We start from the raw sequence: 18745 nt of genomic DNA, 5'->3' as shown, positions 1-18745 counted from the left end.
CCACTGAGGCCTGCCTGAGACCTGACCGTGACGATCGTGTTACATGTGTGCACAATCATGTAACGCCGTGGTTCCCGGCCTTTACTTGTCGACCGCCGATGCTGAAAAATGGCGGATTGGAAGTCTGTCGTCGTGCAACGGCGCCGACGGCTGGCTCCGCATCCGCGCGTTGCGCTGCCGGACCCCCTCCCTGGTGAGGTCCGGTCCCGGCGTACCGACTCATCGCCCGTTCTCACCGCAGAGGTGACGACGTGGCCTGTCCGAGGGGAGAGAAGTGGCTCCTGACAGTGCGCTCCAGACACGAGAGAGCATGGCCCGTGAGGGTCTCTACGACCCGATGTACGAGCACGATGCCTGTGGCGTGGCGTTCGTCGCCACGCTCAGCGGTGACCCGTCCCACCGGATCGTCGAGCAGGGGTTGGAAGCCCTCCGCAACCTCGACCACCGTGGCGCCACCGGCGCTGACGTGGCCGCCGGCGACGGCGCGGGGATCCTGATGCAGGTCCCTGACGCCTTCCTGCGCGAGGTCTGCGACTTCGAGCTGCCGGAGGCAGGGTCGTACGCCGTCGGCCTGGCCTTCCTGCCCGCCAAGGAGCCGCGACGCAACGCCGCGCGGCGCCAGATCGAGGACATCGCCAACGAGGAGGGCCTGCGCGTCATCGGCTGGCGCCCCGTCCCCGTGGTGACCGACACCCTCAGCCCGATCTCCCTGCACGTGATGCCGCACATGGAGCACCTCGTGGTGGCCCCGGCGTCCGGCGACAAGCACGGCATCGAGGTCGACCGCTGCGTCTACGGCCTGCGCCGTCGCGCCGAGCGCGAGGCCAAGGTCTACTTCCCCTCGCTGTCGGCCCGCACCCTGGTCTACAAGGGCATGCTGACCACCGCGCAGCTGGAGGAGGTCTTCCCCGAACTGCATGACGAGCGGATGGCCTCTGCCCTGGCAGTGGTGCACTCGCGCTTCTCCACCAACACGTTCCCGGCCTGGGAGCTCGCCCACCCGTTCCGGATGGTCGCGCACAACGGCGAGATCAACACCGTGCGCGGCAACAAGAACTGGATGCGCGCCCGTGAGGCGCTGCTGGACACCGACCTGATCCCGGGCTCGCTGGACCGGCTGTTCCCGATCTGTGACCCCACGGCGTCCGACTCGGCCTCGTTCGACTCGGTCGTCGAGCTGCTCGACCTCGCCGGTCGCAGCCTGCCGCACGCGGTGCTGATGATGATCCCGGAGGCCTGGGAGAACAACCCGGACATGGCGCAGGAGGTCCGCGACTTCTACGCGTACCACGCCTGCCTGATGGAGCCGTGGGACGGCCCTGCCTGCATGACCTTCACCGACGGCACCCAGATCGGTGCGGTCCTGGACCGCAATGGCCTGCGCCCCGGGCGCTACTGGGTCACTCGGGACGGGCTGGTCGTGCTGGCCTCCGAGTCCGGCGTGCTGGACATCCCCGACCACGAGCTGCAGGCCAAGGGTCGGCTCAAGCCGGGCGAGATGTTCCTGGCCGACCTGGCCGAGCACCGGATCGTGCCGGACGCCGAGATCAAGAGCGGGCTGGCCGGCCAGGCGCCGTACGGGGAGTGGCTCGAGCAGGGCCGGCTCAACCTGTCCGACCTGCCCGAGCGCGAGCACGTCGTGCACACCCACGCCTCCGTGACGCGCCGCCAGCAGGTCTTCGGCTATTCCGAGGAGGACCTGCGCAAGATCATCGCTCCGATGGCCAACTCCGGTGCGGAGCCGATCGGCGCGATGGGTACCGACACGCCCATCCCGATCCTCTCGAAGCGGCCGAAGCTGATGTTCGACTACTTCGTGCAGCACTTCGCGCAGGTCACCAACCCGCCGCTCGACGCGATCCGCGAGGAACTGGTCACCAGCCTGTTCAACTCGATCGGCCCCGAGCAGAACCTGCTCGAGCCGAGCCCCGCCTCGTGCCGCCAGATCGTGCTGCCGTTCCCGATCCTGAACAACGACGAGCTGACCCAGATCGTCCGGATCAACCAGGACGGCAACCTGCCCGGCTACCAGTCGTACGTGCTGCGTGGCCTCTACTCGATCGAGCAGGGCACCGAGGCGCTCGAGCGCCGCCTCGAGGAGCTGTGCCAGGAGGCGTCCGCGGCGATCGCCGACGGCGCCCGGATCCTGGTGCTGTCCGACCGGCACGCCAAGCAGGAGTGGGCCCCGATCCCGACGCTGCTGTTCACCGCCGCCATCCACCACCACCTGGTCCGGGAGAAGACCCGCACCAAGGTCGGCATCGTGGTCGAGGCCGGTGACGTCCGCGAGGTCCACCACGTCGCCACCCTGATCGGGTACGGCGCCGCCGCGGTGAACCCCTACCTGGCCTTCGAGACCGCCGAGGACCTGGCCCGGACCGGCACCTTCGTCACCGTCGATCCGGACAAGGCCGTCGCCAACCTGGCGAAGGCCCTGGGCAAGGGCGTGCTCAAGGTGATGTCCAAGATGGGCGTCTCCACCGTCGCGTCGTACACCGGTGCCCAGATCTTCGAGGCCGTCGGCCTGTCCCAGGCGATCATCGACCGCTACTTCACCGGCACCACCTCCAAGATCGGTGGCATCGGGATGGAGGAGATCCACCTCCAGATCCGTGCCGGCCACGACCTGGCCTACCCGATCGACGGCATCCCGCTGGCCCACCGCCAGCTGCAGATCGGTGGCGACTACCAGTGGCGTCGCGAGGGTGAGGAGCACCTGTTCGACCCGGAGACGGTCTTCCGCCTCCAGCACTCCACCCGCAACCGCCGGTACGACGTCTTCAAGCAGTACACCAACCGGGTGAACGACAGCTCGGAGCGCCTGATGACGCTGCGTGGCCTGCTGAAGTTCCGGCAGAACCGCCAGCCGATCGACATCGACGAGGTCGAGCCGATCGAGTCGATCATCAAGCGGTTCGCCACCGGCGCGATGTCGTACGGCTCCATCTCGCAGGAGGCGCACGAGACGCTGGCCATCGCGATGAACCGGATCGGCGGCAAGTCGAACACCGGTGAGGGCGGCGAGGACGCCGACCGGCTGCACGACCCGGCCCGCCGCTCCAAGATCAAGCAGGTGGCCTCCGGCCGCTTCGGCGTGACCTCGGAGTACCTGTCCTACGCCGAGGACATCCAGATCAAGATGGCCCAGGGTGCCAAGCCGGGCGAGGGTGGCCAGCTGCCCGGACCCAAGGTGTACCCGTGGGTCGCCAGGACCCGTCACTCCACGCCGGGTGTCGGCCTGATCTCCCCGCCGCCGCACCACGACATCTACTCGATCGAGGACCTCAAGCAGCTGATCCACGATCTCAAGTGCGCCAACCCGGCGGCCCGGATCCACGTCAAGCTCGTGGCCGAGTCCGGGGTCGGCACGGTCGCGGCCGGCGTGGCCAAGGCCAAGGCGGACGTGGTGCTGATCTCGGGCCACGACGGTGGCACCGGCGCGGCGCCGCTGACCTCGCTCAAGCACGCCGGCACCCCCTGGGAGCTCGGTCTGGCCGAGGCGCAGCAGACGCTGATCGCCAACGGCCTGCGCGACCGCGTGGTCGTCCAGGCGGACGGGCAGATGAAGACCGGCCGCGACGTCGTGGTGGCCGCGCTGCTGGGCGCGGAGGAGTTCGGCTTCGCCACCGCCCCGCTGGTGGTCGAGGGGTGCGTGATGATGCGCGTCTGCCACCTGGACACCTGCCCGGTGGGCGTCGCCACCCAGAACCCCGAGCTGCGCAAGAAGTTCACCGGCAAGCCGGAGTTCGTCGAGACGTTCTTCGAGTACATCGCCGAGGAGGTCCGCGAGATCCTCGCCGAGCTGGGCTTCCGCTCCATCGAGGAGGCGATCGGCCGCTCCGACCAGCTGGACACCCGGGTGGCGGAGAACCACTGGAAGGCCGCCGGCCTCGACCTGCGCCCGATCCTCTACCAGCCGTCGGTGCCCGAGCACACCGCCCGGCGCCACGTGGTCGACCAGGACCACGACCTGGACAAGCAGCTCGACGTCCAGCTGATGGACCTGGTCGCGCCGGTGCTGGAGGCGGCCCGCGAGGGTCGTACGCCCGAGCCGGTCACAGCCTCGATCAAGGTGCGCAACGTGCACCGTACGGTCGGGACGCTGATGGGCCACGAGGTCACCATGGCGACCGAGGGCAAGGGCCTGCCCGACGACACCATCGACATCACGTTCGACGGGTCGGGCGGCCAGAGCTTCGGCGCGTTCGTGCCCAAGGGCATGACCCTGCGACTGGTCGGCGACTCGAACGACTACGTCGCCAAGGGCCTGTCCGGCGGCCGCGTGATCGTGCGCCCGCACCCGGACGCCACGTTCGTCGCCGAGCAGGAGATCATCGCGGGCAACGTGATCGGCTACGGTGCCACCTCCGGTGAGATCTACCTGCGGGGCCAGGTCGGCGAGCGCTTCTGCGTCCGCAACTCCGGCGCCACCGCGGTGGTCGAGGGCGTGGGTGACCACGGCTGCGAGTACATGACCGGGGGCACCGTGGTGGTGCTCGGCCCGACCGGGCGCAACTTCGCCGCCGGCATGTCCGGTGGCCTGGCCTACGTGCTGGACATGGACCACCACCGTCTCAACACCGAACTCGTCGACGCGCACCCGCTGGATGCCGACGACGTGGCCCGGGTCCGCGACCTCCTGGAGCGCCACGCCAAGGAGACCGGTTCGGCGGTGGCCGGCCGACTGCTCGAGGGCGAGGCCGTCGATGCGGTGATCGGGGAGCGCTTCACCAAGGTGCTGCCCCGTGACTACGCGCGGGTGATGGCAGCCCGCGCCGAGGCCGAGGCCCAGGGCCTCGACGATGATGCGACGACCACGATGATGATGGAGGCAACCCGTGGCTGATCCCCGTGGCTTCATGAAGTACGAGCGCGAGCACCCCACGCGCCGCGACCCTGCCGAGCGCATACGCGACTGGAACGAGGTCTACCCGGGTGGTCCGGCGGCGGCACTGCTGCCGATCATCAAGACCCAGGCCGCCCGCTGCATGGACTGCGGCATCCCGTTCTGCCACCAGGGCTGCCCGCTGGGCAACATCATCCCGGAGTGGAACGACCAGGTCTGGCGGGACGACTGGGAGGCCGCGTCCGACCGCCTGCACGCGACCAACAACTTCCCGGAGTTCACCGGCCGGTTGTGCCCGGCGCCGTGCGAGACCGCCTGCGTGGTCGGCATCAACGGTGACCCCGTGGCGATCAAGGGCATCGAGGTCTCGATCGCCGAGCGTGCCTGGGACGACCGCTACATCCAGCCGCAGGCCCCGGACTGGCACACCGGCTACACCGTGGCCGTCGTCGGCTCCGGTCCGTCCGGCCTCGCCGCCGCCCAGCAGCTGACCCGGGCCGGCCACACGGTCGCGGTGTTCGAGCGCTCGGAGGCCCCCGGCGGCCTGCTGCGCTTCGGCATCCCGGAGTTCAAGATGGAGAAGTCGGTCCTGGACCGGCGGATCCGGCAGATGAAGGACGAGGGCACGATCTTCCGTACCGGCGTCACCATCGGCAAGGACATCACCTGGAGCGAGCTGCGCTCCCGGTACGACGCGGTCGTGGTGGCGATCGGCTCGACGAAGCCGCGCGACCTGCCCGCCACCGGGCGCGAGCTGGACGGGGTCCACTTCGCGATGGACTACCTGCCCCAGGCCAACCGGGTCGCCCGCGGCAAGAAGGTCGAGAACCAGATCCTGGCCACCGGCAAGCACGTGGTCGTGATCGGCGGCGGCGACACGGGCTCGGACTGCATCGGTACCGCGATCCGCCAGGGGGCCGCCTCGGTGACCCAGCTGGAGATCTTCCCGGCACCGGGGGAGGACCGTCCGCCGCACCAGCCGTGGCCGACCTACCCGGCGGTCTGGCGCGTCTCCACCTCCCAGGAGGAGGGCGGTGAGCGCATCTTCGAGGCGTCCACCTCCGAGTTCATCGGGGACGAGGAAGGCCACGTCCGGCAGCTGAAGTTCGTCGAGGTCCGGCCCAACGGTGCCCGCGGGTTCGCGCCCGTCGAGGGTTCGGAGAAGGTCATCCCCGCCGACCTGGTCGTGCTGGCGATGGGCTTCGTCGGCCCCGAGACCGATGCCCTGGTCAGCGAGCTGGGTGCCGGACTTGACCAGCGTGGCAACCTCGCCCGCGACGACGCCTACATGACCGACGTGGAGGGTGTCTTCTGCTGCGGTGACGCCGGTCGCGGCCAGTCGCTGATCGTCTGGGCGATCGCCGAGGGACGTTCCTGCGCCGCAGGCGTGGACGCCTTCCTCAGCGGTGGCAGCAAGCTGCCCCGCCCGATCGGCCCGCAGGAACGGTCCATGACCGTCTGACCAGCCGGCCTCCTGGCCACCCGGTCCCGTACGGCACGGACCCCCGGCCCCCCGCGAGGGGGACCGGGGGTCCGTGCCGTTCCGGGTATGCCTGCTGGCGGTCAGTCCCCCCAGCTGTCCGGTCCGTGGCGGACCGCCCGCTTCAGGGCCGCCCTGGCCTCCGGCAGGTCGCGGTCCAGGTTGCCCATCTGGGTGCCGAACAGCACGCCGTACGTGAAGGTCGGCTCGTCGGCCGCGGTGGCCGCCTCGGCCAGGGCGAGCAGGCGTGCCCGGGCGACCACGGCGTCGTTCATCTCGCCGAACACCTCGGTGACCGCCTCCCAGTCGCGGGCCGACGAGGCGGCGGACTCCCCGTAGGCGGGGACCAGCGCCTCGCAGGCGTAGCGGACGATCTTGGCCTTCTTGCGGACCTCGTGCAGGGCTGCCAGCTGCTCCTCGCCCTGGGAGGCCTCGGCCTCCGCGTGCGCGCGACGCACCTTCGTGATCGCCTTGTCGACCAGCTCGACCGCTCGTTCCGCAACGGTGCCGCCCGCGTCCGGGGCCAGCGGGGGATCGCTCAACCAGCGGCCCAGGCTGATCATCAGGGCGCGGTAGCGGTCGTCGGCCAGACAGGCGGCGACCCCGGCCAGGGCGGCCTGGTGGGTGGCCTCCAGCTCGGTCTCCATCCGGGCCCGGACCGGACCGACCACGGACTCGGAAGGCAGCGAGTCGAGCTGGTCGAGCAGGCGCGCCTTCTGCACCTCGGCGTCGCGGGCGTGGCCGAGCTCGGTGGCGTACCACTGCAGCTCGTCGCGCAGGTCCTGGACCGCATCGGCGTCGAAGAGGTCGCGGAACACGCGCAGGATGCTGCGCAGCCGCCGGGAGGCGACCCGGGCCTTGTGCACCGCGTCGGGCGCGTCGACCGCGACGGCCTCCTCGCGGCCCTGCAGCACCCCGACGTGGGTGGCCAGGGCCCGCAGCACCGTCTCGACCAGCTCGTCCTGCGTGGACGGCTGCCGGGCGGCCGCGGCGGCGGGGGCATCGCCGAGGGCCTGCGAGACCTTCGAGGGGGACTGGGAGGGCACGATGCCGGCCCACTGGAGCTTCTCGGTGACGGCGTCCAGGAACGCGACGTCCCCCTCGAGCAGCTCCACCTCGAGCTCGCGCCACGTCGTCGAACGGCCGGCCGTCCCCGGCAGGGCGAGGCGGGTCGCCGTGACGGTGTCGTCGGCCAGCTCGGCCAGCCGCTTGCCGGTCGCGGCGTCGGAGAGCACCCGGACCGTACGCCTGGTCTCCAGCAGCGCCACCGGCACCAGGGCGACCGTGCCGACGCGCTCGTTGACCACCGACCGGAGCCCACGGGGGACCAGCATCGGGTCGTCGGTGGGCTCCAGCGGGACGTGCAGCTCGGTCCGGGCCCCGTCCTCGGCGGGCAGCTTGAGGTGCCAGGCGGCATCGGTGCCACCGGTGCGGCGGCGCAGCGTGATCCGGGCCCGGTTCAGCTCGTACGTGGGGGAGTCGATGTAGGTGGCGGACAGGTCAAGGACCACAGGCTCGCCGACCGCGGCCAGACCGCTGAGGTCGGGCACCTCGGCTCCGGGGAGGAGGGCGAACTTGCGCTCGGTCTCGGTCTGCTGGTGCGGACCGGGTGACGCGCTGGCCGAGGACTCGGGCACGACAGCTCCTTGGAGATCTTGTGGGTCGCCCCAGTCTAGCCGCCCGGCACCGCCGACCCGCCCGATCGGGGCCGCGCTCGGGCCGCCCTCCCAGGGGGCTTCGGCTCGTCCCCGGCGGGTCCGTCCGGGCCGGGCTACTCTGGTCCCTGCTCGTCCCGCCGCGCGAGGTCCGCGCACACCGAGTTCCCCACTCCAGGAGGTGGCAGCCGCCCCATGGCCGGTTCCGTCGAAGACTCGTTCGTCCACCTGCACGTCCACTCGGAGTTCTCCATGCTGGACGGCGCAGCCCGGCTCCCGGACATGTTCCGCAGGGCCGAGGAGCTCGGCATGCCGGCGATCGCCGTCACCGACCACGGCAACATGTTCGGCGCCTACGAGTTCTGGAAGACCGCCCAGAACTTCGAGGTGAAGCCGATCATCGGCTGCGAGACGTACATGACCCCCAAGACGCACCGCTCGGAGCGCAAGCGGGTGCAGTGGGGCGACGGCACCGGCGACGACGTCTCCGCCAAGGGCGCCTACACCCACATGACCCTGTGGTCGGAGACCACCGAGGGCATGCACAACCTGTTCAAGCTGGAGTCGTACGCCTCGATCGAGGGCTTCTTCTACAAGCCGCGGATCGACCGCGAGCTGCTGCACCGCTACGCCAAGGGGCTGATCGCCACCACCGGCTGCCCCTCGGGGGAGGTGCAGACCTACCTGCGGCTGGGCCAGTACGAGAACGCGCTGGCCTCGGCCGCCGAGTTCCGCGACATCTTCGGCAAGGACAACTTCTTCGTCGAGGTGATGGACCACGGCCTCGACATCGAGACCCGGGTCCGCCAGGGGCTGCGCGACATCAGCAAGGAGCTGTCCCTGCCGCTGGTCGTCACCAACGACTCGCACTACGTGTCCAAGGAGGACTCGCACGCGCACGACGCGCTGCTGTGCGTCTCGGCGGGCGCGCACCTGGCCGACACCAACCGGTTCCGCTTCAACGGCGACGGCTACTACCTCAAGTCGGCCCGGGAGATGCGCGAGCTGTTCCACGAGATCCCCGAGGCCTGTGACAACACCCTGGCGATCGCCGAGCGCTGCGAGATCACGTTCGACAACGCGATCGGCAAGTACATGCCGCAGTTCGAGGTGCCGGCGGGGGAGACCGAGGAGACCTGGTTCGTCAAGGAGGTCAACCGCGGCCTGGCTGACCGCTACCCGAACGGGTACTCCGCAGAGGTCCGCGACCGCGCCGACTACGAGACCGGCGTGATCCTGCAGATGGGCTTCCCCGGCTACTTCCTGGTCGTCTCGGACTACATCAAGTGGGCCAAGGCCCAGGGCATCAAGGTCGGTCCGGGCCGTGGCTCGGGCGCCGGGTCGATGTGCGCGTACGCGCTGCACATCACCGAGCTCGACCCGATCGAGCACGGCCTGATCTTCGAACGGTTCCTCAACCCCGAGCGCATCTCGATGCCCGACTTCGACATCGACTTCGATGATCGCCGCCGCGGGGAGGTGATCCAGTACGTGACCGACAAGTACGGCGCGGACAAGGTCAGCGCGATCGTCACGTACGGCACCATCAAGGCCAAGCAGGCGGTCAAGGACGCCGGCCGCGTGCTCGGCAAGCCGTACTCGCTGGGTGACCAGATCACCAAGGCGATGCCTGACCCGGTGATGGGCAAGGACGTCCCGCTGCAGAAGTTGTTCGACGAGAGCCACGACCGCTACCTGGAGGGCCAGGAGTTCCGCGCGCTCTACGACACCGAGCCCGAGGTCCGCGAGGTGGTCGACACCGCGATGGGCCTGGAGGGCCTGAAGCGGCAGTGGGGCGTGCACGCCTGCGGCATGATCATGTCCTCGGAGCCCATCATGGACGTCGTCCCGCTGATGAAGCGCGAGCAGGACGGCCAGATTATCACCCAGTTCGACTACCCGAGCTGCGAGGCCCTGGGCCTGATCAAGATGGACTTCCTCGGGTTGCGCAACCTGACGATCCTGGCCGATGCGTTGGAGAACATCCAGCTGAACAAGGGCCAGGAGGTCGTGCTGGAGGACCTCACCCTGGACGACCCGGCGACCTTCGAGCTGCTGCAGGCCGGTGACACCCTCGGCGTCTTCCAGCTGGACGGTGGCCCGATGCGGGCGCTGCTGCGCTCGATGCAGCCGGACTGCTTCGACGACATCTCCGCCGTCGGTGCGCTCTACCGCCCCGGCCCGATGGGCGCCGACTCGCACAACAAGTACGCCCGGCGCAAGACCGGCAAGGAGCCGGTCGAGCCGATCCACCCGGAGCTGGCCGAGCCGCTGTCGGAGATCCTGGGCGAGACGTACGGCCTGATCGTCTACCAGGAGCAGGTCATGGCCATCGCCCAGAAGCTGGCCGGCTACACCCTCGGTGGTGCCGACATGCTGCGCCGGGCGATGGGCAAGAAGAAGAAGAAGGAGTTGGACGCCCAGTACGAGACCTTCGAGGGCGGCATGCTCGAGCGCGGCTACTCCGCCGAGGCGGTGAAGACGCTCTGGGACATCCTGCTGCCGTTCTCCAACTACGCCTTCAACAAGGCGCACTCGGCGGCGTACGGGCTGGTCTCGTACTGGACCGCGTACCTGAAGGCGAACTTCCCGGTCGAGTACATGGCGGCGCTGCTCCAGTCGGTCAAGGACGACAAGGACAAGATGGCCGTCTACCTCGGCGAGTGCCGCCGGATGGGCATCGAGGTGCTGCCGCCCGACGTGAACGAGTCGGCCTCGCACTTCACCCCGGTCGGGGAGTCGATCCGCTTCGGCCTGACCGCGATCCGCAACGTCGGCGAGCACGTCGTCGACGAGATCCTCGCGACGCGCGAGGAGCACGGCCACGCCACCTCCTTCAACGACTTCCTGGACCACCAGCCGCTGGCGGTCTGCAACAAGCGGCTGATCGAGTCGCTGGTCAAGGCCGGGGCCTTCGACTCCCTCGGCCACCACCGCCGGGCGCTGATGGAGTGCTTCGAGGAGGCGATCGACAAGATCACCGGCCGCAAGCGCAACGAGGCGAACGGACAGGACGACCTGTTCGGCGTCGTCGAGGCCGAGGACGACCCGACCACGGTGGTGGTCCCCGACGTGCCCGAGTGGGACAAGCGCACCAAGCTCGCCTTCGAGCGCGAGATGCTCGGCCTCTACGTCTCCGACCACCCGCTGCAGGGCATGGAGCCGGTACTGGCCCGGCTCTCCGACTGCGGGGTCGAGCAGTTGCTCGACGAGGACGGGCCCCGCGACGGGGAGACGATCACCGTGGCCGGGATGATCACCCAGGTGGTCCGCAAGCAGAACAAGCGCGGCGACCTGTGGGCGGTGATCTACGTGGAGGACCTCGGCGGCTCGATCGAGGTCAAGTGCTTCAACAAGGTCTACCAACTGGTCGCCCCGATCCTCGCCCCGGACACCATCGTCCAGGTCAAGGGCACCCTGCGCCGCGAGGAGGAGGCGGTCTCGATCTTCGCCCGCGAGGTCCTGCTGCCCAACATCAGCGAGGACGCGCACGGTCCGGTGATCATCACCATCCCGTCGGTCAGCTGCACCCAGCCCAGGATCGAGCAGCTGCGGGACGTGCTGGCCGCCCACCCGGGCGCCACGGAGGTCCGGGTCCGGCTCAAGGGCGGCAAGGGGACCAGCGTCTGGCGGGTCCAGCCGGGGCTGCGGGTCGACGCATCCCCGCCCCTGATGGCCGACCTGAAGGCACTGCTCGGGCCCGCCAACGTCAGCGCCGCCGGATGAGGATGCTCGCCCCGGGCCTGTACCTGCTGGGCTCCCTGGCGACCGGGGCACTGGGCGGGCTGGTGTGGCGGACGACCACGGTGCTGCCCGGCTACACCGTGCAGCCCGACGGCAAGGCGGTGCTCAGCGAGTACGCCCTGACCCGGGTCTTCGAGGCGACCGCGGCATACTGCCTGGTCGGGATCCTCGGGGGCCTGCTGCTCGGCCTGCTGGCCGTCCTGGTGCTCCGGCGCCAGGGCCGGTGGATCGTGGCCTGGGCGGTCGCCGGACCACTGCTGGCCGGGCTGGCCGCCTGGGCGGCCGGGGTCCTCGGAGGCACGCCGGTCTCGGACCGGATCGCCGCGGCCTCCCCCGGTGACGTGGTGCCGATCGACCTGGCCCTCGGGACGCCGGTGGCCGTGCTGGTCTGGCCGTTCCTGGCGATGCTCCCGGTGCTGCTGTGGAGCGCCTTCAGCCCCGATCCGGACGGCACGGCCCGCCGGTCGGGGCTACGTACGGATCGGCGCGACGACGGCGGCGCAGAGCTCGACCAGGTCGGCCGGGGCGATCTCGAGCTTGAGTGAGCGCTTCCCGGCCGAGACGAAGATCGTCTCGTGGTCCAGGGCCGAGTCGTCGACCACCGTCGGCAGCGTGGTGCGCTGGCCCAACGGCGAGATCCCGCCGACGACGTAGCCGCTGGAGCGCTCGGCGACCGCCGGATCGGCCATCTGTGCCTTCTTGGCGCCCATCGCCCGGGCCAGGGCCTTCAGGTCCAGGTGGTGGCTCACCGGGACGACCGCGACCACCAGCCGGCCACCGCAGTCGGCGACCAGGGTCTTGAAGACGCGGTCCGGACTGACCCCCAGCTGGCGGGCCGACTCCGGGCCGATCTCTCCCTCGGCGTGCACGTCGGTGGCGTGCTCGTGCAACCGATGGTCGACGCCGGCACGCTCGACCGCCAGGAGTGCCGGCGTACCGGCCGGCTCATGGGCCCGTCTCGTTCTCTTGGCCATGGGGACATTCTCCCCGACGCGATACCCGGCCGGGCATCGCCTGGGATACTGGAGCCGCCGACGTGAGGAGTGGGGATGGGTGCCCGGGTGCTGGTGGTCGACGACGAGGCCGCTATTCGTGATGTCCTGCGTGGATACCTCGAGGCTTCCGGGTACGAGGTGGCAGAGGCCCCGGACGGCGCGGGCGCGGTGGAGTCCGTACGCCACGCCCACCCGGACGTCGTCCTGCTCGACCTCGGGCTGCCCGACCGGGACGGCCTGGAGGTGATGCAGCAGATCGAGGCGGCCTGCGAGGCGTACGTCCTGCTCGTCACCGCCCGGGCGGAGGAGGTCGACCGGCTCGTCGGCCTACGGCTGGGGGCCGACGACTACATCACCAAACCTTTCAGCCCCCGGGAGGTGGTGGCCCGGGTCGACGCCGTGCTGCGCCGGGGACGCCGGACGGCCCCGAACCCGGACCGGCTGGAGTGCGACGGCCTCGTGGTGGACCGCCTCACCCGGGAGGTCCGGGTGGACGAGCGGCCGGTCGAGTTGTCGGCCCTCGACTTCGACCTGCTGGCCGCGTTGTGCGAGGCTCCGGGGCGGGTCTTCTCCCGCCGCCAACTCCTCGAACGAGTCTGGGGCGGGGACTTCTTCGGTGACGAGCGCATCGTCGACGTCCACGTCCGGACGATCCGCGCAGCCCTGGCGGACGACCCGTCGGCGCCACGGTTCCTCGCCACTGTGCGCGGGGTGGGGTACAAGTGCCGGGCGGGTTCCCGGTGAGTCGCCTCAGCACGCGGCTCCTGCTGTCCCACCTGACCGTCGCCGTGGTCGGGGCCTCGGTGACCCTGGTCCTCGTCCGCCTGCTCGCCCCGGCCGATTTCGCCTACCGGGCGGGTGTCACCGGTGCTGCCGGACCGATGGGTCCCGGTCCCGGGACGGGGAACGCCGGGCGCGGCCAGGCACTGCTCGCCGCCTTCGACGCCGCCATCAACCGTTCCCTCGCGATCGGTCTGGCCGCGGCGGTGCTCGTGGCCGCCGGACTGGCCTGGGTGATGGTGCGTCGGCTGCTGCGTCCCCTGGACCGCGTCCGGGCGACCACCCGGGCGCTGGCCCGCGGTGACTACGGCACGCGAGCCGAAGTGCCGCGCGAGGTGGAGCTCGCCGCGCTGGCCATCGACGTGAACAGCCTCGGCGGGGCGATCCAGGAGTCCGAGCGGCGGCGGACCCGCCTGATCGGTGAGGTCGCGCACGAGATGCGTACGCCGCTGACCGTCATCGACGGCTACGTGGAGGGCATGATCGACGGGATCTTCGCCCCCGATCCCGAGCGACTGGCCGCCCTCGGGGCCGAGACCCGGGTCCTCCGTCGCCTGGCGGAGGACCTCTCGGCCCTGTCCCGGGCGGAGGAGGGCCGCCTCGAGCTGCGCCCCGCGCCCCTGGACCTGACCGGGCTCGTCGCGGACACGGTGGAGCGGCTGCGGCCGCAGTTCGACGACGAGGGGGTCGCCCTGGTCCTCGAACCCGCTCCGACCGTGCGGGTGGTGGCCGACCACGACCGGATCCGGCAGGTAGTGACGAACCTGCTCGGCAACGCGCTGCGCGCCTGCTCGGGGGCGGGCCGCGTCACCGTACGCGTCGGGGCCGACGCGGGACGGGCCGTCGTGGCCGTCGAGGACACCGGGCAGGGTATCGCGCCCGAGGAGCTCGAGCGGATCTTCGAACGGTTCTACCGGGTGCCCGACCCGCGGGCCACGCGTCGTGCTCGGTCGGGTTCCGGAATCGGCCTGACCATCTCCCGCAGCATCGCCAGGGCGCACGGTGGCGAGGTGACCGCGGCGTCGCCCGGACTCGGCGGGGGAGCCACGTTCCGGCTCGTCCTCCCGACGGCCTGACGGGGACGGCCTGACGCGGGCGGGCGCGGCAGGGCCGGTCCGCGGCTCCGCGGACCGGCCCCTTTCTGTCACCAGGTCCTGTCACCAGGTCCTGTCACCAGGTGTCAGTTCTGCAGGCAGCTGCCGTCGTGGGCACCCTGGCCGTTCATGCCGCCCCGGCCCTGGCCGTTCATGCCGCCCTGGCCGTTCATGCCGCCCTGGCCCTGGCCGTTCATCCGGCCCTGTCCGGTCCCCAGCGCGGTGGCGCCGCCGGGCCCGGCGCTGAAGGCCTGTTCGTGGCGCTGGGAGGCGGTCAGCAGCCGGCCGTAGACCTGGTCGAGGTCCGCGTTGTCGGACTGCTTGACGGCCGCCTCGAGATCGGCGACGTCTGCCTTCTCCAGGTCGACGCCGACCTTGTAGGCCTCGTCCTGCGACTTCTGGGCCTGCTCCCACCAGGCGTTGTACAGCTTCTGCACCTCGGCGTCGGCGTACGTGCCTGGCGTGTCGGACGGCTTGGTGAGGTGGTAGGTGTCGAGGAGTGCGAGGACCCGGTCGTAGTGCATCTGTTCGCTCTTGGCGACCTTGCTGAACTGGGTGGCCTCGGGGTACTTCTCGGCGATCTTCGTGTAGAGGTCGCGGGCCATCCGCTCCTCGTCGGCCATCCGGAGCAGCGTGGCCTTCTCGGCCTCGGACAGCGGGGAGGTCGGGAGCGCGGACGCGCTGGCCTGGGTCCACGGCTGGTTCGTCGGCGGGGCGGCGAAGGCCCGGTCCAGGGCCGGCCCGGCGATGCCCAGACCCAGAGCGGCGGCGGCGATCCCCGCGACGAGACGTGTGCGCTTCATGATGGTTCCTCCTGAGTGGTGGTGATGGATCCAGTCCACCGCGCCGATGTGGAGCATCGACGGGAGTCCTCGTGAAGATTCCGTGAAGCGGGGGGCCCGCTCAGCGGAACACGACCACCAGTTGGACCAGGAACGGCGCCACGACCAGGGCCGGCAGCAGGTTGGCCACTGGGACCTTCTTGACGTCCAGCAGGCGCAGCCCCAGGCCGACCAGGATCAGGCCGCCGGCCGCGGACAGCGCCATCAGGTGGGGTTCGGGCAGCACGTCACCGATCGCCCAGCCGGCGAGGGTGAGCAGTCCCTGCACCACCAGCACGACCGCCGAGGAGGCCAGCACACCCACCCCGAGGCTGGCGGCGAAGGCGATGGAGCTGAAGCCGTCCAGCAGCGCCTTGACCAGCAGCTGGTCGGGCCCACGCCCCAGGCCCTCGTTCAGCGAGCCCAGGATGGTCAGCGGTCCGACGCAGAACAGCAGCGAGGCAGACACGAAGCCGTTGACGAAGCGGCTCTCGGCGTCGTGGGAGGTCTCCTTGCCACGCACCAGCCTGCGCCGCACCCAGTGGCCGAAGCCGTCCAGGCGCTGCTCCAGGTCGAACACGGAGCCGATCACCCCCCCGATCAGCAGGCCGCCCAGCACGATCAGCACCGGGGCGCTGGACCCGGTGGCCCCGGAGAGGGCGGGGGAGAGCACGTCCACCGCCGAGAGGGCACCCAGCAGCAGGGTGATCAGGCCGAGCGCGTCGACGACGGTCGCCTGCGTACGCTTCGGGAAGCGATTGCCGACCAGCAGGCCGATCGAGGAGCCCACCACCACGGTGACCACATTGGCGAGGGTGCCGAATCCGATGAACACGCCCCGTAGACTATCCGCGTGCTGAATGTTGTCGATCTTCGTGACCAGGTGGACGCCGAGGTGGACTACTCCACCATGGTGCCCCGTGCCCCCTTCGACGTGACCGCGGCGCTCGACATCGTCGCGCCGGTGTGCCAGGACGTGGCCGCCCACGGCGTCGATGCGCTGAACCGGCTCTCGGAGAAGTTCGACCATGTGGTCCCCGAGCACCTGCGGGTGCCTGCTGCGGCATTGCAGGACGCCCTCGAGGCCCTGGACCCGACGGTGCGCCAGGCGTACGAGATCGCGATCGAGCGCCGCCGCATCGTGGCCTACCAGGAGCTCGGCCCCGAGCAGGTCGACGTCGAGGTCGCGACCGGCGCGATCATCAGCCAGAAGATGATCCCGGTCAACCGGGTCGGCCTGTACGTGCCGGGCGGGCGGGCCCCGCTCGCCTCCTCGGTGATCCACAACGTGGTACCCGCCCAGGTCGCCGGCGTGAAGCAGATCGCGGTGACCTCCCCGCCGCAGGTCGACTTCGGCGGCCTGCCGCACCCCAGCATCCTGGCCGTCTGCGCCCTGCTCGGCATCGAGGAGGTGTACGCGGTCGGCGGCTCCCAGGCCGTCGCGATGTTCGCGTACGGGGTGGCTGACCTGTGCCGCCCGGTCGACATGATCTGCGGGCCGGGCAACATCTACGTCGCGGCCGCGAAGCGCTACGTGCAGGGCAAGGTCGGGATCGACTCCGAGGCCGGCCCCTCCGAGGTCGCCATCCTCGCCGACGGGACTGCCATTCCCAGCCACGTCGCCGCGGACATGGTCTCCCAGGCCGAGCACGACCCGATGGCCGGGGCGGTGCTGATCACCGACTCGGAGGAGCTGGCCCGCCGTGTCGACGAGGTCGTCGCCACCCAGGCCGCCGATGCCCGCCACGCCGATCGGATCCACGAGGCCCTCAACGGCAAGCAGTCCGGGATCGTGCTGGTCCGCGACATGGAGCAGGGGCTGGCCGTCGCCGACGCGTACGCCGCCGAGCACCTGGAGATCCACACCCGGGACGCCTACGCGTTGGCCCAGCGGATCACCAACGCCGGTGCGATCTTCGTCGGCACCTGGTCGCCGGTCTCCCTGGGTGACTACCTCGCCGGATCGACGCACGTCCTGCCGACCGGCGGTGGGGCCAAGCACTCCTCGGGCCTGAACGTGAAGTCGTTCCTGCGGGCGGTGCACCTGATCCGCTACGAGCAGGGCGCCACCGACGCCGTCGCCAAGGACGTCATGGTGTTCGCTGACTCCGAGGACCTGCCCTCGCACGGCAACGCGCTGCGCGTACGCATCGAGGACCCCGACGGGACCCGGTCGTGACGGGCTCTACCGCAGCCATCACGCTGGCGGACCTGCCGCTGCGGCCCGAGCTGGTCGGCCAGGAGCCGTACGGCGCCCCGCAGCTGGACGTCCCGGTCTGCCTGAACGTCAACGAGAACCCGTACGGCCCCAGCGAGACCGTCCGGGCCGAGATCGGCCGCGCGGCTGCCGAGGCCGCGACGACGATGAATCGCTACCCGGACCGGGAGGCGACCGCGCTGCGCACCGCGCTGGCCGGCTACCTCAACCGGGGCGGGTACGAGCTGACGGCCAACCATGTCTGGGCCGCCAACGGGTCCAACGAGGTGATGGTGCACCTCCTGCAGGCCTTCGCCGGACCGGACCGGGTGGTGATGGCGTTCACCCCGACGTACTCGATGTACCCCGAGTACGCCCGGGACACCCACAGCCGCTACGTGGCCGTGCCGCGCCGGGCCGACTTCACCATCGACGTGGACGAGGCGATCGCCCAGGTCAGGCTGGAGCGCCCCGACGTCATCATCATCTGCTCGCCGAACAACCCGACCGGCACCACCACCGGGCTGGAGGACATCCGGCGGATCTGCGAGGCGACCGAGGGGATCGTGGTGGCCGACGAGGCCTACCAGGAGTTCGTCCGCGACGGCGTCCCCTCGGCGCTGGACCTGTTGCCGACCTGCCCGAACCTGGTCGTCTCCCGGACCATGTCGAAGGCGTTCGCGTTCGCCGGTGGCCGGCTGGGCTACCTGGCCGCGGCCCCGGCGATCGTCGACGCCTGCCGGATCGTCCGGCTGCCCTACCACCTCTCGGCGGTCACCCAGGCCGTCGCCCGGGTTGCGCTGGAGCACGCCGACGAGTTGCTGGCCCGGGTCGACGACCTGCGCCGGGAGCGTGACGCCCTGGTCACCTGGTTGGGGGAACAGGGCCTGCAGACCGCCCAGACCGACGCCAACTTCGTGCTCTTCGGCCGCTTCGCCGACCGACACGCCCTGTGGAGCGGCCTGCTGGAGCGCGGGGTGCTGATCCGCGAGGTCGGCCCCGAGGGGTGGCTGCGCGTCAGCGCGGGGACCCCCGAGGAGATGGCGGCCTTCCGGACAGCGCTGCTCGAGGTCCTGCCGGACGCTGCTCGCCTGGCCGACGAGACCCGATGACCGAGGGAGCCGCGATGAGCG

Annotated in this window: 12 protein-coding genes; 8 read left to right on the top strand and 4 right to left on the bottom strand. The window is 70.6% G+C overall.

Annotated elements, in window-relative coordinates; genetic code table 11:
• Positions 1-310: 310 nt before the first annotated feature.
• Positions 311-4846, top strand: a complete 4536-nt coding sequence (gene gltB / locus GA0111570_RS08685) for a glutamate synthase large subunit (protein WP_092609383.1) — start codon at positions 311-313, stop codon at positions 4844-4846.
• On the top strand, positions 4839-6308 hold the full coding sequence (locus tag GA0111570_RS08680; RefSeq protein ID WP_092609380.1) for a glutamate synthase subunit beta: 1470 nt from the start codon (positions 4839-4841) through the stop codon (positions 6306-6308). The genes gltB and GA0111570_RS08680 overlap by 8 nt, the downstream gene beginning before the upstream one ends.
• Positions 6309-6409: 101 nt before the next feature.
• Here the strand turns inward: GA0111570_RS08680 and GA0111570_RS08675 are convergent, their stop codons facing one another.
• Positions 6410-7963 (bottom strand): CYTH and CHAD domain-containing protein, encoded by a 1554-nt coding sequence (locus GA0111570_RS08675; RefSeq protein WP_175557410.1) that lies wholly within the window; start codon positions 7961-7963, stop codon positions 6410-6412.
• Between the two features lie 213 nt (positions 7964-8176).
• On the opposite strand from GA0111570_RS08675, the gene dnaE reads away from it, so the two are divergent.
• Both dnaE and GA0111570_RS08665 read left to right on the top strand, forming a co-directional pair.
• The gene (gene dnaE, locus GA0111570_RS08670; protein WP_092609374.1) at positions 8177-11707 is read left to right on the top strand and encodes a DNA polymerase III subunit alpha; all 3531 of its coding nucleotides are present in this window, start codon (positions 8177-8179) and stop codon (positions 11705-11707) included.
• Positions 11704-12270, top strand: coding sequence for a hypothetical protein (locus GA0111570_RS08665; RefSeq protein ID WP_139283190.1), 567 nt, complete (start codon positions 11704-11706; stop codon positions 12268-12270). Before dnaE ends, GA0111570_RS08665 begins: the two co-directional genes overlap by 4 nt.
• Here GA0111570_RS08665 and ybaK read toward each other — a convergent pair.
• Positions 12196-12699 (bottom strand): Cys-tRNA(Pro) deacylase, encoded by a 504-nt coding sequence (gene ybaK, locus GA0111570_RS08660; RefSeq protein WP_092609368.1) that lies wholly within the window; start codon positions 12697-12699, stop codon positions 12196-12198. The genes GA0111570_RS08665 and ybaK overlap by 75 nt on opposite strands.
• A 75-nt stretch (positions 12700-12774) precedes the next feature.
• Between ybaK and GA0111570_RS08655 the strand changes: the two genes are divergently transcribed.
• Together GA0111570_RS08655 and GA0111570_RS08650 are read left to right on the top strand one after the other, a co-directional pair.
• On the top strand, positions 12775-13464 hold the full coding sequence (locus GA0111570_RS08655) for a response regulator transcription factor (RefSeq protein WP_092609365.1): 690 nt from the start codon (positions 12775-12777) through the stop codon (positions 13462-13464).
• Complete coding sequence (locus GA0111570_RS08650) at positions 13461-14576, top strand: sensor histidine kinase (RefSeq protein WP_092610181.1); 1116 nt, start codon at positions 13461-13463, stop codon at positions 14574-14576. Before GA0111570_RS08655 ends, GA0111570_RS08650 begins: the two co-directional genes overlap by 4 nt.
• A 104-nt stretch (positions 14577-14680) precedes the next feature.
• Here the strand turns inward: GA0111570_RS08650 and GA0111570_RS08645 are convergent, their stop codons facing one another.
• Complete coding sequence (locus GA0111570_RS08645; protein WP_175557409.1) at positions 14681-15397, bottom strand: DUF2202 domain-containing protein; 717 nt, start codon at positions 15395-15397, stop codon at positions 14681-14683.
• A 100-nt stretch (positions 15398-15497) separates the two neighbouring features.
• Positions 15498-16250, bottom strand: coding sequence for a DUF554 domain-containing protein (locus tag GA0111570_RS08640; RefSeq protein WP_092609359.1), 753 nt, complete (start codon positions 16248-16250; stop codon positions 15498-15500).
• 18 nt (positions 16251-16268) lie between these two features.
• Here GA0111570_RS08640 and hisD point away from each other — a divergent pair, with 18 nt between their 5' ends.
• Together hisD and GA0111570_RS08630 are read left to right on the top strand one after the other, a co-directional pair.
• Positions 16269-17594 (top strand): histidinol dehydrogenase, encoded by a 1326-nt coding sequence (hisD, locus tag GA0111570_RS08635; protein ID WP_425438619.1) that lies wholly within the window; start codon positions 16269-16271, stop codon positions 17592-17594.
• Complete coding sequence (locus GA0111570_RS08630) at positions 17591-18724, top strand: histidinol-phosphate transaminase (protein WP_245703088.1); 1134 nt, start codon at positions 17591-17593, stop codon at positions 18722-18724. Before hisD ends, GA0111570_RS08630 begins: the two co-directional genes overlap by 4 nt.
• Positions 18725-18745: the final 21 nt, after the last annotated feature.

The organism is Raineyella antarctica (genome assembly GCF_900092135.1).
Lineage (GTDB): Bacteria > Actinomycetota > Actinomycetes > Propionibacteriales > Propionibacteriaceae > Raineyella > Raineyella antarctica.
This window is presented reverse-complemented; position numbering and strand designations above follow the sequence as displayed.

Excerpts from the sequence above, each read along its gene's own strand:
- dnaE (WP_092609374.1), top strand. The coding sequence starts at position 8,177 with ATGGCCGGTTCCGTCGAAGACTCGTTCGTCCACCTGCACGTCCACTCG.
- GA0111570_RS08665 (WP_139283190.1), top strand. The coding sequence starts at position 11,704 with ATGAGGATGCTCGCCCCGGGCCTGTACCTGCTGGGCTCCCTGGCGACC.
- GA0111570_RS08645 (WP_175557409.1), bottom strand. The coding sequence starts at position 15,397 with ATGAAGCGCACACGTCTCGTCGCGGGGATCGCCGCCGCCGCTCTGGGT.
- gltB (WP_092609383.1), top strand. The coding sequence starts at position 311 with ATGGCCCGTGAGGGTCTCTACGACCCGATGTACGAGCACGATGCCTGT.
- ybaK (WP_092609368.1), bottom strand. The coding sequence starts at position 12,699 with ATGGCCAAGAGAACGAGACGGGCCCATGAGCCGGCCGGTACGCCGGCA.
- GA0111570_RS08655 (WP_092609365.1), top strand. The coding sequence starts at position 12,775 with ATGGGTGCCCGGGTGCTGGTGGTCGACGACGAGGCCGCTATTCGTGAT.